This window comes from Pseudomonas sp. B21-048, from assembly GCF_024748615.1.
Lineage (GTDB): Bacteria > Pseudomonadota > Gammaproteobacteria > Pseudomonadales > Pseudomonadaceae > Aquipseudomonas.
The window spans coordinates 4,488,793-4,504,788 of the sequence record NZ_CP087168.1; the positions used below are offsets into that span (position 1 = coordinate 4,488,793).

Consider the following 15,996-nt stretch of genomic DNA (forward strand, 5'->3'; position numbering starts at 1 on the left):
AAAGGAGTCAAAACCCGGCCGACAACCATGAGTTACCGACCGGTTTACGTTACTTATGCAAGTAAGCGTTTAGTGCCTCAGATCACTCAAAGAGCAATGGGAGGAACAGCATCGAACATCATGGTGACGGCACCGGTGTAATCACCAGGCGCAAAGGAAGTGCCAACCGCTTTAATGCTCAGTGGGGCACGGTAGTTGGCGTCGGACTCGGCTTCACCCACCACCATTTGCGGGGTGGTAGTCAATACCTTGTTGTTGAATTGCACTTGCAGGTCGATCGTGGTGGCACCGGCAATCAGCTTCGGCACGCTTTCGAGGCTGGCATGTACCGAACCGTTGTTGTTGCGCACGTCGAAGAAACCGTTGACCTCACCCATGGTGCCGGTGGCGGGCCTGAAGCTCATGTCCTGATCCTTGTTGACCAGATCAGGGTCGGTCGGTACCACATAGAAACCGTTGGTTGGCACGTGGGCGATGAGGCTGATCGAGTGGCGGGCTTCACCGGCTGCGAACACAGCGGAAGAGGTCAGTGCCAGAACAGCCAATGGAGCAGCGATTGCGAGTTTCTTGAACATCTTTCAGTACCTTATTTATAAAAGAATCGAGATCACTGAAAGTTCCAGAAGAACAAAAACCGTCACGAGCAGCCTTGTGCTCCTCGAACTTTCAACGCCGGATCATGATCAAGCAATACATCCGGAAAGTAAGCAGGCAAGTTCCGACAAACACGTAGCCAGAACGCCATCACCCCGGAAAGAAAAAACCTGAAATAGTTATAAAGTCGCTGTACAGCTGTAAGAGACAGACTACAAACAGGACAAAACAGGCAATAACAAATTGGCCATATCACTGCAACGTCTGTAAGACCGATACCACACAAGTCGCAAACTAAGGACGAAACAGGAACTTTAGAGAATTAACACTAATTTCAACTTTTTCACGCGGACTAAAACCCCCATTTTTTCTCCAGGAATGGCTTTTTCAGACATCGCCGCTGTGATTCGGCGCTCCGTACCGTTGGTCGGAGATCCTTTCCATTTGCTTAAGATATATCTTAAGTTGTATCTAAACACGACAGAGAGAACGCAAAAAATGAGAGACCATCATTCCCCTCACCGCGAACACGGCGATGGCCGCGACGGCTTCGAGAAACGCCCAGGCCCCGGGCGCGAACGCGGTGGACGCGGGCCGCGAGTATTCGCCCCTGGCGACCTGAAATTGCTGCTGCTGGCGCTGATCGCCGAGCAGCCGTGCCACGGCTACGACCTGATCCGCCAGATCGAAAGCATGTTCGACGGCGCCTACAGCCCCAGCCCCGGCGTGATCTACCCGACCCTGACCTTCCTTGAAGAAAGCGAAATGATCCTGGGCGACGCCGAGGGCGGAAAAAAAACGCTACAGCATCACCGACGCCGGACGTCTGTCTTTAAGTGAACAAGCGATTGCCCTGGACGGCGTGCGCATGCGCATCGACGTCAGCAAGCGTTCATTGCGCGGTCACGACCGCCCGGCCGAAATTCACGAAGCGGTGCACAACCTGCGTCATGCCTTGCAAATGCACCATGGTCGCTGGAGCCCGGAAGAAATCCTGCGGGTACGCGACCTGCTCAACAATACCGCCAAAGCCATTGTCGACGGCCCCCCCACTCAACCCGCCGCTCAAGCCGTTCAGGAGAACGCCGAATGATCGACGTTATCGTGCCATCCCAATCCATTCACCGTGTCAGCCACGAGATCAAGCGTCGTCGTCTGGAAGTACTGCGAGTCGTCGACCTTACCCCGCGTATGCGCCGGATTACGCTGGGCGGTCCTGAGCTTGCGGGCTTCGTCAGCCTCGGAACGGACGACCACGTCAAACTGCTGTTCCCCCAGAACGCTGCGGAACACGCGGCACTGGACACCCTGGTACTCGGGGCAGGCAAGGACAACGGGGCGATGCCCGCGATGCGCGACTACACGCCGCGTCGTTACGACCTGGACACGCTGGAGCTGGACATCGACTTCGTGCTGCACGGCGATGGCCCTGCCTCGACCTGGGCCGAGCAGGCCAAACCCGGCCAGTTCCTGCATATTGGCGGGCCGCGGGGCTCGATGATCGTGCCAGACATCTTCGACAGCTATTTGCTGATCGGCGACGAAACCGCCCTGCCCGCCATAGCCCGCCGCCTTGAAGGCCTGCCGGCCAACCGCCGTGCCCTGGTGATTGTGGAAGTGGAAAACGGCGCCGAACAACAACGCCTGGAAAGCGCCGCCCAGGTCGATGTGATCTGGGTATTGCGTGAAGGTGGCAGAAACAACCTGTTGACCACCGTGCAACAGATCAAGGTGCCTACTGGCAATCTGTATGCGTGGGTGGCGACCGAATCCAAGGTGTCGCGGCAGGTTCGCCGGGTATTGCTTGATGAGCATGGTCTGAACGAGCAATTTGTGAAGGCTGTCGGTTACTGGCGACTGGATGACAGCGACGAGGAGTAACCACAACACTGTGGTTGCATGCTTTTTGTGGTGAGGGAGCAAGCTCCCTCGCCACAGTCAGTGTTCACTTCAGACCTGCGCGCCACCGATCCAATCCAATCACCAGCAGCGCAATCAGCACAAACCCTAGCAATAATCCGCCGGCATTGATGAACACCTGTGGATAACCCAGCGTGTCCACATCAATGAACGGATAGGGATAAACCGCCAGCAGATGCCCGCGCCATAATGCATAGCCGAAGTACACCAGCGGATAGATCACCCAACTCGCAATGTGCCGCAGTCGCAACGTACCTTTGGGCACGCAGCACCACCAATAAACCAGAAACAGCAGCGGCATGACGTCATGCATCAGCTCATCGGCCAGCCACTGCCAGCCTTCGGGATGCCATAAATGGCGCAACAACAGACTGTACGCTACACCGACGACGGCGACGCTGACGGCAATCCCGCTACTCACCCACGGCTGCAAAAACCAGCGCCGCGCCGCCGACTCGCGGGACGTCAGTTCACAGGTCAGCACCACCGCCACCAGCGTATTGGTCAGCACGGTGAAAAAGCTGAAAAAACTCACTAGGCCACCCAACAGACTGGCCGCAATACTCCAGCGTGCGTAGAGAATCAGGTACATCTGAATGCTCAAACCCGCCCAGCCCAAAACCGCAGCCACGGCAACACAACGACGCCTCGCGGCAGAACCTGGCGTCGAGGGTATGACCATGCTCAGACCGGTCGCTTGGTGCGCATCAACTTCACGTACAGGCGTTCAACTTTCTCCCGGGCCCACGGGGTTTTGCGCAGGAACGTCAGGCTCGACTTGATGCTCGGGTCACTCTTGAAGCAGCGAATATCGATACGCTCGGCCAGCCCTGACCATTCGTAGTGTTCAACCAGGGCGTTGAGGATCTGTTCCAGCGTTACGCCGTGCAGCGGGTTGGTGTTCTGTTCGGTCATGCCGGGCCTTCGAGCGATGAAAGGATTGGAAGCCGCGCACCTTAGCGGAGGCCTTCGTGCAGTGGAAGGGCCACGGACAAGGGCATTCGTCAGAGGCTGAATTAACTGTAGGCGAGTTGGACAGCCTCTGAGGACAAACCTCAGGCGATAGCGCCGTCGGCTCAGTAATAACGTCGCGGGTCCGAATCAATCAGGCTGGCCAGCTTGGTCAGGGCAAATCTCAATTCCTCCTGACTGGTGGGCGACATCAAGACCAAACGCACGCAGCGGGTCATTGCGCTACGTTCAGCCTGGAACTGGGTACCACTGAGAACCAATACGCCATTGGCACGGGCCAGCATGGTGAATTCGTCGCTGGTCCAGGGCTCGGGCAGCGTCAACCAGACGTGGTAGGAGTACGGCTGGGTCTTGAGTTCAAATTTGGCGAATATTTCCTGAGCGATCGCCTGCCGCCCGGCGGCTTCGCTGCGCTGAATACGGATCAGCTTTTTATCCAACCCTTGCGTGATCACGTTGCTGGCCAACTGGGCGGTCAACGGCGACGGCATCCAGACGCTGCTGCGCACCATCGAGGTCAGGCGCGACAACAGTTTCGGCGGGCTATAGAGATAGCCGATCCGCAAGGCCGGCATGATCGACTTCGACAGACTGGTCAGGTACACCGAACGATCCGGCGCGAACGCCGACAGCGGTTTGATCGACGGGTCGGTGGCCAGAAAACCGTAGATGTCATCGTCCAGGATGATGAAGTCGAACTCTTCGGCCAGCGCCGCGATTTGCGCCCGACGCTTTTGCGACATGATCGCGGCCGTCGGGTTCTGGCAGGTCGCCACACAGACCAGCATCGCCGGTTTCTCACGTTGGCACAGTTCGCGCAGCGCTTCGGGAATGATGCCTTCATCGTCCATCGGCACGCCACGCAGACGTCGTTCCAGACCATGGGCCAGGGAAATGATGCCGGGGTAACAAAGCGCCTCGCAGAGCACCAGATCACCGGCGTTGGTCAGCGCACTCATCGCGACCATCAAACCATGCTGCGCGCCTGCGGTGATCACCACTTGCTGCCATTGCGCATCGGGCAATGAATGGCGCAGCCACTGCGCACCCGCCTCGCGATGAGCCGGATGCCCGCCATCGGGGGCGTAATCGAGGGCACGGGCAAAATCCGTGCTCTTGGCCATGCCCACCAATGCGTCGCGCAACCAGTATTCCAGGGTTTCGCTGTAAGGCTTGATGATCGAAAGATCCAATAACTCGGACTGCCCCAGATTCAGCGGGGCGGCATTGTTGCTGGCCGGCAATTCCAGTTGCTTCTGGTTGAGCACATAAGTGCCACGCCCCACTTCCCCCTGCACCAGACGCCGCCGTTGGGCTTCGCTATAGGCCCGGCTGATGGTACCCGGCGTGACATTCAACGTGGTGGCCAATTCCCGCAAGGTCGGCAGACGATCACCTTCGTTCAACACGCCATTGCTGATATCGCGCGCCAACGCGTCGGCAATCGACAAATACATCGGCTGGCCGAACTCGTTTAGCTGAGGAACCCACATGAATATCGCTGCCCATCGTAGAAATGATGAATATCCGAGCATATCACAGGGAAGTTAGGCAACTTATAAATCGACCCAATCGGAAAATTGAGTCGATTGATATGGCGATTGAATCGAGCAACACTTTTCACACGAGACTTCTGCACAAAAAATATTTGCTTAAAAATCAAATAGTTATATTAAAAAAAGCGAGTAAACGAACGTAGACAACAAAAAAACATCTCCTCACAGCCTCTCGCCCTATTGAATCAACTCAATTCATTCAAATACACTCATCTCGAATCGAATCAATCGACTCAATCTCACGCCTGAATCACCACGTGCCAGCCACGCCAAGTCGAGACATCATGGACACACTCAGAAAGGATCTATCCCTGTCAGCGATCATCGCAGGCTTAATCGCCGTGATCATTTCCTATGCCGGCCCGCTGATCATCGTGTTTCAGGCGGCTCGGGAAGCGCACCTGCCCAATGATCAGGTGTCGTCCTGGATCTGGGCCATTTCCATCGGCAGCGGCGTAACCGGCCTGTTGTTGAGCTGGCGTCTGCGGGTTCCGGTGATTACGGCTTGGTCGACACCGGGCGCAGCGTTGCTGGTGTCGATGTTGCCCACGGTCTCCCTGCCCCAGGCTATCGGCGCCTATGTGGTGGCTTCGGTGATTATTGCGGTGGTCGGCCTGTCCGGCGCGTTCGACAAACTGATGAGTCGCCTGCCCAAAGCCATCGCCGCCGCCATGCTCGCCGGCATCCTGTTTCGCTTCGGCGCCGAACTCTTCACCTCAATCAAGCTGCAGCCGGCGCTGGTGCTGTCGATGATCGCGGCGTACCTGATCTTCAAACGCTTTTCACCGTGCTACGCCATCCTGTCGGTATTGATTGTCGGCTGCGCCGTGGCGGCCTCGTTCGGCGAACTCAACAGCGGATCGATCAGCATCGATGTCGCCCACCCGATCTTCATCGCCCCGGAGTGGAGCTGGTACGCGATCATCAATATCGGCTTGCCGCTGGCCCTGGTCACCCTGACCGGGCAATACGTGCCGGGCATGGCGGTGATGCGCACCTCGGGCTACAACACCCCGGCGCGCTCGATTATTTCGGTCACGGCCATCGGTTCAATCTTGATGGCGCCATTCGGCTCCCATGGTCTCAATCTCGCGGCCATTACCGCCGCGATCTGCACCGGCCGCGAAGCCCATGAAGATCGCGACAAGCGTTACATCGCCGGGATTGCTTGCGGGGTGTTTTACATTCTGATGGGCACCTTCGGCGCGACCCTGGCGTCGGTATTTTCTGCCTTGCCCAAAGAGCTGATCGCCTCCCTCGCCGGCCTGGCCCTGTTCGGGGCGATCAGCGCCGGGCTGACCGGCGCCATGGCTGACGAAAAACAGCGTGAAGCGGCGCTGATCACCTTCCTGGTCACCGCCTCGGGCATGAGTTTCCTGGGGTTGGCCGCTGCATTCTGGGGGCTGATCTTCGGACTCGTGGCACATTTCGTACTGACCTACACCAGAGAAAGCAAAGCCACCGCCGTCACCGAGGGCAGCCGACCATGATCGCTCGTTACGACTCCATTGTGGTCGGCGGCGGACTGTCACACGCGTCACCGCATCTCGCTCCAGCCCTCGTGGCCGAAGCACTTATCCAAGGAATGACTCCATGAGCCTGCAGAATTTCGACCCTGCCATCGCCCGCCTGATCAGAAGTGAACGCAACCGTCAGGAAACCCATCTGGAGCTGATCGCTTCGGAAAACTATGTCAGCAAAGAAGTGCTGGAAGCACAGGGTTCGGTACTGACCAACAAGTACGCCGAAGGCTACCCGGGCAAGCGCTATTACGGTGGCTGTAAAGTGGTCGACGAAATTGAAAGCCTCGCCATCGAACGCGCCTGCAAACTGTTTGGGAGCGACTACGCCAACGTCCAGCCGCACTCCGGCTCACAAGCCAATCAGGCGGTGTTTCTTGCGGTGCTGAACCCCGGCGACACCCTCCTGGGCATGTCCCTGGCCCATGGCGGGCACCTGACCCATGGCGCCTCGGTGAACTTCTCTGGCAAGTTCTACACCGCGCACGCTTACGGCCTGGAAAAATCCGGCGAAACCCTCGACTACGCGCAGATGGAAGCCCTGGCCCGGGAACACCGGCCGAAGATGATCATTGCGGGTGCCTCGGCGTATTCCAGGACCATCGACTTCCAGCGTTTTCGCGCCATCTGCGATGAAATCGGGGCCTACTTGATGGTCGACATGGCGCACTACGCCGGGCTGGTCGCAGCCGGCCTGTATCCCTCGCCGGTTGGCATTGCCGACTTCGTCACGTCGACCACGCACAAAACCCTGCGCGGCCCACGGGGCGGCCTGATTTTGGCCAAACGCGAATACGCGGCGCTGCTCGACAAGACGATATTCCCGTTCTATCAGGGCGGGCCTCTGATGCACGTCATCGCCGCCAAGGCCGTGGCGTTCAACGAAGCCCTCGGCGATGAGTTCAAGCACTATCAGCAACGCGTGATCAATAACGCCAGGACCATGGCGGACATCCTTACGCGGCGAGGCCTGCGGGTGGTATCAGGGGGCACCGACTGCCACATGTTCCTGCTCGATCTGCGCGCGATGAACATCACCGGCAAAGAGGCCGAGGCGTTGCTCGAAAGTGCCCACATCACCTTGAACAAGAACGCGATCCCCGACGATCTGCAAAAACCTGCGATCACCAGCGGCATTCGCATTGGCACACCTGCCCTGACCACACGGGGCTTCGGTGAAGCCGAATGCGCCGAAGTGGCCAACCTGATTGCCGATCTGCTTGAGCAACCGACCCATGTGGCACTGCTGGAAAAAGTCCGCCAACGGGTAATGCATTTGTGTGAGTGCTTCCCGGTCTATCTATTGACTTAACGGCAACGAAACATGCCGGGGGCGGACGCTTTAGTCCGCCCTTTTTTTCACGGCCAGATACTGCGGCGACAAGTTGCAGCCGACTATTACCAAATCCGAAATGATCCATGTCAGTAAAAGCCCTTTCTCTATGTGTTACAGAACATTATCCTTACGCCTGTCCTGCTGAAACGCTTCTCCCCCGTTCACTCCTACTGCGTTCAGTTCACTCCCTTTAGAAAAAGACCAAGAATTTCTTCTCTATGCCTGATTTTCATACCTCGCGAGACAGCGCTGTCTTACCCCTGTGGCCAGTCGAAAAGCCCTGAACCTGATCGGCGGGCTCACCGCGTTGAGCCTCGCTACTTGCACCCAGGCTGCGCCTGCTTTCGATAGCGATTCGCCGTGGATGCTCGGCGACTGGAACGGCACTCGTACCGAACTTTCGGAAAAGGGCTACGACTTCAAGGTCGATTACACCGGTGAAATGGGCAGCAATCTGCACGGTGGCTACGACAACGACCGCACCGCGCGCTATAGCGATCAGTTCGCCTTTGGCAGCCATCTGGACTTGCAGAAGATTCTTGGCTGGGACGACGCTGAATTTCAGCTGACCATCACCGAGCGCAACGGCAACAACATCAGCAACGACCGGATCAACGATCCGCGGGTCGGTGGTTTCACCTCGGCTCAGGAAGTTTGGGGCCGTGGCCAGACCTGGCGCCTGACGCAGATGTGGTATCAGCAAAAATTCTTCGATCAGAAGCTCGACATCAAAGTCGGCCGCTTCGGCGAGGGCGAAGACTTCAACAGCTTCCCCTGCGACTTTCAGAACCTGGCGTTTTGCGGCTCGCAGGTCGGCAACTGGGTCGGCGGCATCTGGTACAACTGGCCGGTCAGCCAGTGGGCGATGCGGGTCAAATATCACTTGACGCCGGAGCTCTACGCGCAAGTTGGGGCTTACGAGCAAAACCCGTCCAACCTTGATCGCGACAACGGATTCAAACTCAGCGGCAGCGGCACTCAGGGCGCGATCCTGCCGGTGGAACTGGTCTGGACTCCGAAATTCAATGGCCTGCCGGGTGAATACCGTGCCGGTTATTACTACAGCAATGCCAAGGCCACCGATGTCTATAAGGACAGCAACGGCCAGCCAGCCGCGCTGAGCGGCGAGGCTTACCGCAGCGCATCGAGCAAGCACGGCGTGTGGCTCGGTATTCAGCAGCAGCTGACCAGCCGCGCCAGTGACAACTCTCGCGGCCTGAGCGTGTTCGCCAACGGCACGATGCACGACAAGAAGACCAACGCCGTCGATAACTACGTCCAGGCTGGTGTCGTCTACAAAGGCTTGTTCGACGCCCGCGCCAGGGACGATATCGGTTTTGCCCTGGCCCGTGTGCACGTCAACCCGGCCTACCGCAAGAACGCCGAGGCCACCAATCAGGCCCGCGCCGTCTTCGACTACGACGACCCATCGTTCCTGCCGCCGCAAGACACCGAATACAGCGCCGAGCTCTATTACGGCGTGCACGTCACGAACTGGCTGACCGTGCGCCCGAACCTGCAATACATCCGCCACCCCGGTGGCGTGGACAAGGTCGATGACGCGCTGATTGGCGGGATCAAGATCCAGTCGTCGTTCTGATTAGACGCGCAGGGATCGCTTCCACTGAACACTTTTCAACCTGAACCATGCCCGCGCCAGATCGTCATCTACAGTGAACTTGCGCGGGACTACTTAAAACGTCACGGAGAATCACACTATGAGCGCTGATGGTGCTTTCAGTCGAAGCCGTCTGCTGCCGAGCCTGCTCGGTATCGTGCTTCTACTAATGGGCCTGGCCTTGCTGGCTGGGGGGATCAAGCTGAGCATGCTCGGCGGCTCGCTGTATTACCTGCTGGCCGGTATAGGGCTGATGCTGACCGGCGGGCTGCTGCTGGCCGACCGTTATGCGGCGCTGAGCCTGTACGCGGTGATACTGTTCACCAGTACCGTCTGGGCACTGTGGGAAGTCGGCCTGGACTGGTGGCAACTGGTGCCACGTCTGGCGCTGCTCTTTGCCCTCGGCATCGTCATGCTGCTGCCATGGTTTCGTCGCCCATTGCGTACCGGCGAATTCAACCCGATCGGCACCGGCGTGCTGAGCGCTGCCGTGGTCATCGCCGGTATCGCCGCGCTGGCCAGCCTGTTCACCAACCCCGGTGAAATCAAAGGCGAACTGGATCGTGACGCCGTGCCTGGCATGACCAACACCGCTCCGGCCATGCCCGATGGTGACTGGAACTCCTACGGCCGCAGCGCCCATGGTGATCGTTACTCGCCACTGGCGCAGATCACGCCGCAGAACGTCAGCAAACTGGTGCCCGCCTGGACCTACCGCACCGGCGACCTGCCGGGCCCGAACGACCCGGGCGAAACCACCGCCGAAAACACCCCGCTCAAAGCCAACGGCATGCTCTATGTCTGCACGCCGCACAGCCAGGTGATCGCGCTGGACCCGGACACCGGCAAGGAACTCTGGCGTTTCGATCCGAAGCTCTCCACGCAGAACGCGGCGAACTTCAAGGGTTGGGCGCACATGACCTGCCGTGGCGTGACCTATCACGATGACGCTGCCTACGCCTCCGAGCAGAGCCCAACCGGCACGGCCAACGCGCCAGTGGCCAGCGTCTGCCCGCGCCGGATCTTCCTGCCGACCGCCGACACCCGTTTGATCGCCCTGAACGCCGACACCGGCAAAATGTGCGAAGACTTCGGCAACGGTGGCCAGGTTGACCTGACAGCCAACATCGGCGGCTTCACCGCTGGCGGTTACTACTCCACTTCGCCACCGGCGGTCACCAAAGACCTGGTGGTGATTGGCGGCCACGTCACCGACAACGTTTCTACCGACGAACCAAGCGGCGTGATCCGCGCGTTCGACGTGCACACCGGCAAACTGGTGTGGAATTGGGACAGCGGCAACCCGGACGACACCTCGCCGATTGCCGAAGGCAAAACCTACACCCGCAACTCGCCGAACATGTGGTCCATGTTCAGCGTCGACGAAAAACTCGGCATGCTCTACCTGCCGATGGGCAACCAGACCCCGGATCAGTTCGGTGGCGCGCGTACCCCTGAATCGGAATTGCATGCCGCCGGCCTGACCGCGCTGGACATCGCCACCGGCAAGGTGCGCTGGCACTTCCAGTTCACCCACCATGACCTGTGGGACATGGACGTGGGCGGCCAGCCAACCCTGATGGACCTGAAAACCGCAGACGGTGTGAAACCGGCAGTGCTCGCGTCCACCAAGCAAGGCAGCATCTACGTGCTGGACCGCCGCACCGGTAAAGCGATCGTGCCGATCAACGAAGTGCCAGTGCCACAGGGCGCTGTCGAAGGTGATCACACCTCGCCGACCCAACCGAAATCCGACCTCAACCTGATGCCGCCTCCGTTGAAAGAACGCGACATGTGGGGCGTCACCCCGTTCGACCAACTGATCTGCCGGATCAACTTCAAATCTCTGCGCTACGATGGCCCGTTTACCCCGCCATCGCTGCAAGGTTCGATCGTGTACCCAGGCAACTTCGGCGTGTTCGACTGGGGCGGTATCTCGGTTGACCCGGTGCGCCAGATCGCTTTCATGAACCCGGACTACATGGCGTTCAAATCGAAAATGATCCCGGCCGCCGAAATCGCTGCCCAAGGCCCGCGTAAAAGCGAAACCGAAGGCGTGCAGCCAAACAAAGGCGCGCCATACGGCGTCATCCTCGAACCCCTGCTCTCACCCATGGGCCTGCCGTGCCAGGCGCCAGCCTGGGGTTACGTGACAGCGGTCGATTTGACCACCAGCAAAATCATCTGGAAGCACAAGAACGGCACCGTGCGCGACAGCGCGCCTGTTCCAATCCCTCTGAGCATGGGCGTACCCAGCCTGGGCGGCACCTTCACCACCGCCGGTGGCGTGGCCTTCCTGAGCGGCACCCTCGACCAGTACCTGCGCGCCTACGACGTGAAAAACGGCAAGCAACTGTGGGAAGCACGCCTGCCAGCCGGCGCGCAAACCACACCGATGACCTACACCGGTAAAGACGGCAAGCAATACGTGCTCGTTGTTGCTGGCGGTCACGGGTCGCTGGGCACCAAGCAAGGTGACTATGTGATTGCGTACAAACTGTCGGAATAAGCGGTAGCGGCAGTTAAAACAAAGGCGACTCCTGTGAGGGGGTCGCCTTTTTTGTGGGTAACTTGCACATCCCCCTGTAGGAGCGAGGCTTGCCCGCGAAGGCTTTCTCACATTCAACATTGATGTCGGCTGGCACACCACCTTCGCGGGCAAGCCTCGCTCCTACAATTGAATCGTGTACATCTTCGAGAGATTGGTCGACTGTCAGGCCGCCAAGTCCAAGCACCTGTCAAAACCCTGAACACACACGCTGAAATATCCAGAGCCATTGAAACCACCAAAAGCCTGCCCCATCTAAGACCCATACCCTATTGCGCAGGTGCCCCATGACCGACCAGCAAGAATTCCCCGAAGACCCGAGCGAATACGCCGAAACAGACAACGCCGAACACCACACCACCGGCAAAGGCCTCGCCCTGCCTGGCCAGAACCTGCCGGACAAGGTCTACATCATCCCGATCCACAACCGGCCCTTCTTCCCGGCGCAAGTACTGCCGGTGATCGTCAACGAAGAGCCGTGGGCCGAAACCCTCGAACTGGTCAGCCAATCCGATCACCACTCCCTGGCCCTGTTCTTCATGGACACGCCCCAGGAAGACCCGCGCCACTTCGACACCAAAGCCCTGCCGGAATACGGCACCCTGGTCAAAGTGCACCACGCCAGTCGCGAAAACGGCAAACTGCAATTCGTCGCTCAAGGCCTGACCCGGGTGCGCATCAAAGCCTGGCTCAAACACCATCGCCCACCGTACCTGGTGGAAGTCGAATACCCGCACCAGCCCACCGAGCCGACCGACGAGGTCAAGGCCTACGGCATGGCGCTGATCAACGCGATCAAGGAACTGCTGCCGCTCAACCCCCTGTACAGCGAAGAGTTGAAGAACTACCTCAACCGCTTCAGCCCCAACGATCCGTCACCGCTGACCGACTTCGCCGCCGCCCTGACCTCGGCCACGGGCAGCGAGCTGCAAGAAGTGCTCGACTGCGTGCCGATGCTCAAGCGCATGGAAAAAGTCCTGCCGATGCTGCGCAAGGAAGTCGAGGTCGCGCGCCTGCAGAAAGAAATCTCGGCCGAAGTTAACCGCAAGATCGGCGAGCATCAGCGCGAGTTCTTCCTCAAGGAACAGCTCAAGGTTATTCAGCAAGAGCTGGGCCTGACCAAGGACGACCGCAGCGCCGACGTCGAGCAGTTCGAGCAACGTCTGACGGGCAAGGTGTTGCCGCCTCAGGCGCAGAAACGCATCGAAGAGGAAATGAACAAGCTGTCGATCCTCGAGACCGGTTCGCCGGAATACGCGGTGACCCGCAACTACCTCGACTGGGCGACCTCGGTGCCTTGGGGCGTGTACGGCGAGGACAAACTCGACCTCAAACACGCGCGCAAGGTGCTGGACAAACACCACGCCGGCCTCGATGACATCAAGGACCGCATCCTCGAATTCCTCGCGGTCGGCGCTTATAAAGGCGAGATCAGCGGCTCCATCGTCCTGCTGGTGGGCCCGCCGGGCGTGGGCAAGACCAGCGTCGGCAAGTCCATCGCCGAATCCCTCGGCCGGCCGTTCTATCGCTTCAGCGTTGGCGGCATGCGCGACGAAGCCGAGATCAAGGGCCACCGCCGCACCTACATCGGCGCGCAACCGGGCAAACTCGTCCACGCGTTGAAAGACGTCGAAGTGATGAACCCGGTGATCATGCTCGACGAGATCGACAAAATGGGCCAGAGCTATCAGGGCGACCCCGCCTCGGCGCTGCTGGAAACCCTCGACCCGGAACAGAACGTCGAATTCCTTGATCACTATCTGGATTTGCGCCTGGACCTGTCGAAAGTGCTGTTCGTCTGCACCGCCAACACCCTGGATTCGATTCCCGGCCCGTTGCTGGACCGGATGGAAGTGATTCGCCTGTCGGGTTACATCACCGAAGAGAAAGTCGCGATCGCCAAGCGTCACCTGTGGCCGAAACAGCTGGAAAAGGCCGGCGTGTCCAAAGGCAGCCTGAGCATCAGCGACAACGCCCTCAGAGCGTTGATCGACGGTTATGCCCGTGAAGCGGGGGTGCGCCAACTGGAAAAGAACCTTGGCAAATTGGTGCGCAAAGCGGTGATGAAGCTGCTCGACGAACCGAAAGCAGTGATCAAACTCGGCCCGAAAGACCTCGAAACCTCACTCGGCCGGCCGGTGTTCCGCAACGAACAAGTGCTGTCCGGCATCGGCGTGATCACCGGGCTGGCCTGGACCAGCATGGGCGGCGCGACCCTGCCGATCGAAGCCACGCGCATTCACACCCTCAACCGGGGCTTCAAACTCACTGGGCAACTGGGAGAGGTGATGAAAGAGTCGGCGGAAATTGCCTACAGCTACGTCAGCTCCCATCTGAAGCAATTTGGCGGCGATCCGACGTTCTTCGACGAAGCCTTCGTGCACCTTCACGTACCGGAAGGCGCCACGCCGAAAGACGGCCCGAGCGCTGGTGTGACCATGGCCAGCGCCCTGCTGTCCCTGGCCCGCAACCAGTCGCCGAAAAAAGGCGTGGCCATGACCGGTGAACTGACGCTGACCGGGCATGTACTGCCGATTGGTGGCGTGCGCGAGAAGGTGATTGCAGCGCGGCGGCAGAAGATTTTCGAGTTGATCCTGCCGGAGCCAAACCGTGGAAGCTTTGAAGAACTGCCGGATTATCTGAAGGAAGGGATTACCGTGCACTTTGCCAAGCGCTTTGCGGATGTGGCGAAGATTCTTTTCTGACAGAAATGTAGCGCCTGTCGTTGATCGTTCCCACGCTCTGCGTGGGATGCCGCCCGGGACGCTCCGCGTCCCATCACAAGCGTGACGCGGAGCGTCACAGGATGCATTCCCACGCAGAGCGTGGGAACGATCAACCTTAGCCTGCCCCGGTTCGACCGTCACACTTTGTCTCATCTTCAGTTATGCTCGCCGTTCGTCGTGAACGCCGGAGCTGCTGATCTTATGTCCCCCACCCGCCTGTTGATTCCCCTCGCCCTCGCCCTGCTGAGCGCTTGCGCCACGCAATCGAAACAGAACGTGACCGTGGAAAAACAAAGCGAATGCCCGGCGAAACTGCATAACGGGCAAAACCTGATCCTGACCCTGCCAAGCAACCCGACCACGGGTTACCGCTGGACGATCCAGGATTCGGCCGGTGGCGTGTTGCGTGCGCTCAGCCCCGAGGTCTATAGCAACCCGGAAGATGCCGGGGTCGTCGGCAGCGCCGGCCTTTCGACCTGGCGCTTCCAGGCCTTCGCCACCGGCACTGGCCGTTTGCGCCTGACCTATTCACAGCCGTGGGCACCCGAAGTGCCGGCAGTGGAAACCTTCGACTGCGCCATCGCGGTTAACTGATCGTGGGTTGGCTGATTCTGGCGCTGATGGGCGCGGTGGGCCTTGCTTGGCTGGTTGCACGATGCACCGCCCAGTGACTATCGGCGCTGGATCAGCCTGGGTTTGATTTTCTCCCTGGTCGGCGACGTGTTGCTGGCATGGCCGGGGGATTTGTTCGTGTTTGGCCTTGGGGCATTTTTGGTCGCGCATTTGGCGTATCTGAAGGCTTATTTGAGCGATTGCCGGCGTCTGGCGCTGTTGCCGTTGATCCTCGCGTTGAGCGTGGGCGCGGTGCTGCTGGGGATTCTGATTGCCAATGACTTGGGACCGCTGCTGATCCCGGTGATCGTCTATGGGCTGGCCATCAGCGCCATGCTCTGGCGCGCCCTGGCCCGACTCGGCACCGACGTGCCCAAACGCTCGGCGCTGCTGGCGGCGGCGGGGGCGGTGGCGTTTGTGTTTTCTGACAGTGTGATTGGCATTAACCGGTTTGTGATGCCATTCCATGCCGCGCCTTACGTGATCATCCTCAGCTACTGGCTGGGGCAATGGGGGATTGCGGCGTCGACTTTTTCTCAATCCGTTCACCGTCCTCTATAGAGCGTGGGAACGATCATGGGGTAAACGCGCTTT

At 59.2% G+C, this 15,996-nt stretch carries 10 protein-coding genes and 3 pseudogenes; 9 read left to right on the forward strand and 4 right to left on the reverse strand.

What is annotated here, in order from left to right; translation table 11 throughout:
* Nucleotides 1–86: 86 nt before the first annotated feature.
* On the reverse strand, nucleotides 87–575 hold the full coding sequence (locus tag LOY56_RS20970) for a fimbrial protein (RefSeq protein ID WP_258616955.1): 489 nt from the start codon (nucleotides 573–575) through the stop codon (nucleotides 87–89).
* Nucleotides 576–1,092: 517 nt separating this feature from the next.
* Between LOY56_RS20970 and LOY56_RS20975 the strand changes: the two are divergent.
* Nucleotides 1,093–1,687: pseudogene (locus LOY56_RS20975) on the forward strand (PadR family transcriptional regulator).
* Complete coding sequence (locus LOY56_RS20980) at nucleotides 1,684–2,475, forward strand: siderophore-interacting protein (RefSeq protein WP_258616956.1); 792 nt, start codon at nucleotides 1,684–1,686, stop codon at nucleotides 2,473–2,475. Before LOY56_RS20975 ends, LOY56_RS20980 begins: the two are co-directional and overlap by 4 nt.
* Nucleotides 2,476–2,539: 64 nt before the next feature.
* On the opposite strand, the gene LOY56_RS20985 is transcribed toward LOY56_RS20980, so the two are convergent.
* From LOY56_RS20985 to LOY56_RS20995, 3 genes are all read right to left on the reverse strand, one after another.
* Complete coding sequence (locus tag LOY56_RS20985; protein ID WP_258616957.1) at nucleotides 2,540–3,196, reverse strand: Pr6Pr family membrane protein; 657 nt, start codon at nucleotides 3,194–3,196, stop codon at nucleotides 2,540–2,542.
* Between the two features lie 2 nt (nucleotides 3,197–3,198).
* Complete coding sequence (locus LOY56_RS20990) at nucleotides 3,199–3,429, reverse strand: VF530 family DNA-binding protein (protein WP_007941719.1); 231 nt, start codon at nucleotides 3,427–3,429, stop codon at nucleotides 3,199–3,201.
* Nucleotides 3,430–3,590: 161 nt separating this feature from the next.
* Nucleotides 3,591–4,979 (reverse strand): PLP-dependent aminotransferase family protein, encoded by a 1,389-nt coding sequence (locus LOY56_RS20995; protein WP_258616958.1) that lies wholly within the window; start codon nucleotides 4,977–4,979, stop codon nucleotides 3,591–3,593.
* A 347-nt stretch (nucleotides 4,980–5,326) separates the two neighbouring features.
* Here LOY56_RS20995 and LOY56_RS21000 point away from each other — a divergent pair, with 347 nt between their 5' ends.
* The 7 genes and pseudogenes from LOY56_RS21000 (at nucleotide 5,327) to LOY56_RS21030 (ending at nucleotide 15,963) form a co-directional block, all read left to right on the forward strand.
* The gene (locus LOY56_RS21000) at nucleotides 5,327–6,532 is read left to right on the forward strand and encodes a benzoate/H(+) symporter BenE family transporter (protein WP_258616959.1); all 1,206 of its coding nucleotides are present in this window, start codon (nucleotides 5,327–5,329) and stop codon (nucleotides 6,530–6,532) included.
* Nucleotides 6,533–6,635: 103 nt separating this feature from the next.
* The gene (gene glyA / locus LOY56_RS21005; RefSeq protein WP_258616960.1) at nucleotides 6,636–7,874 is read left to right on the forward strand and encodes a serine hydroxymethyltransferase; all 1,239 of its coding nucleotides are present in this window, start codon (nucleotides 6,636–6,638) and stop codon (nucleotides 7,872–7,874) included.
* A gap of 242 nt (nucleotides 7,875–8,116) precedes the next feature.
* Nucleotides 8,117–9,498, forward strand: a pseudogene (locus LOY56_RS21010) (carbohydrate porin).
* A 118-nt stretch (nucleotides 9,499–9,616) separates the two neighbouring features.
* Nucleotides 9,617–12,025 carry a glucose/quinate/shikimate family membrane-bound PQQ-dependent dehydrogenase gene (locus tag LOY56_RS21015; RefSeq protein ID WP_258616961.1) on the forward strand — a complete coding sequence of 803 codons (2,409 nt, stop codon included), beginning with the start codon at nucleotides 9,617–9,619 and terminating at the stop codon, nucleotides 12,023–12,025.
* A 326-nt stretch (nucleotides 12,026–12,351) separates the two neighbouring features.
* Complete coding sequence (gene lon / locus LOY56_RS21020) at nucleotides 12,352–14,769, forward strand: endopeptidase La (RefSeq protein ID WP_258616962.1); 2,418 nt, start codon at nucleotides 12,352–12,354, stop codon at nucleotides 14,767–14,769.
* Between the two features lie 222 nt (nucleotides 14,770–14,991).
* On the forward strand, nucleotides 14,992–15,384 hold the full coding sequence (locus tag LOY56_RS21025; RefSeq protein ID WP_258616963.1) for a protease inhibitor I42 family protein: 393 nt from the start codon (nucleotides 14,992–14,994) through the stop codon (nucleotides 15,382–15,384).
* Between the two features lie 2 nt (nucleotides 15,385–15,386).
* Nucleotides 15,387–15,963, forward strand: a pseudogene (locus LOY56_RS21030) (lysoplasmalogenase).
* The last annotated feature ends 33 nt before the right edge of the window (nucleotides 15,964–15,996 follow it).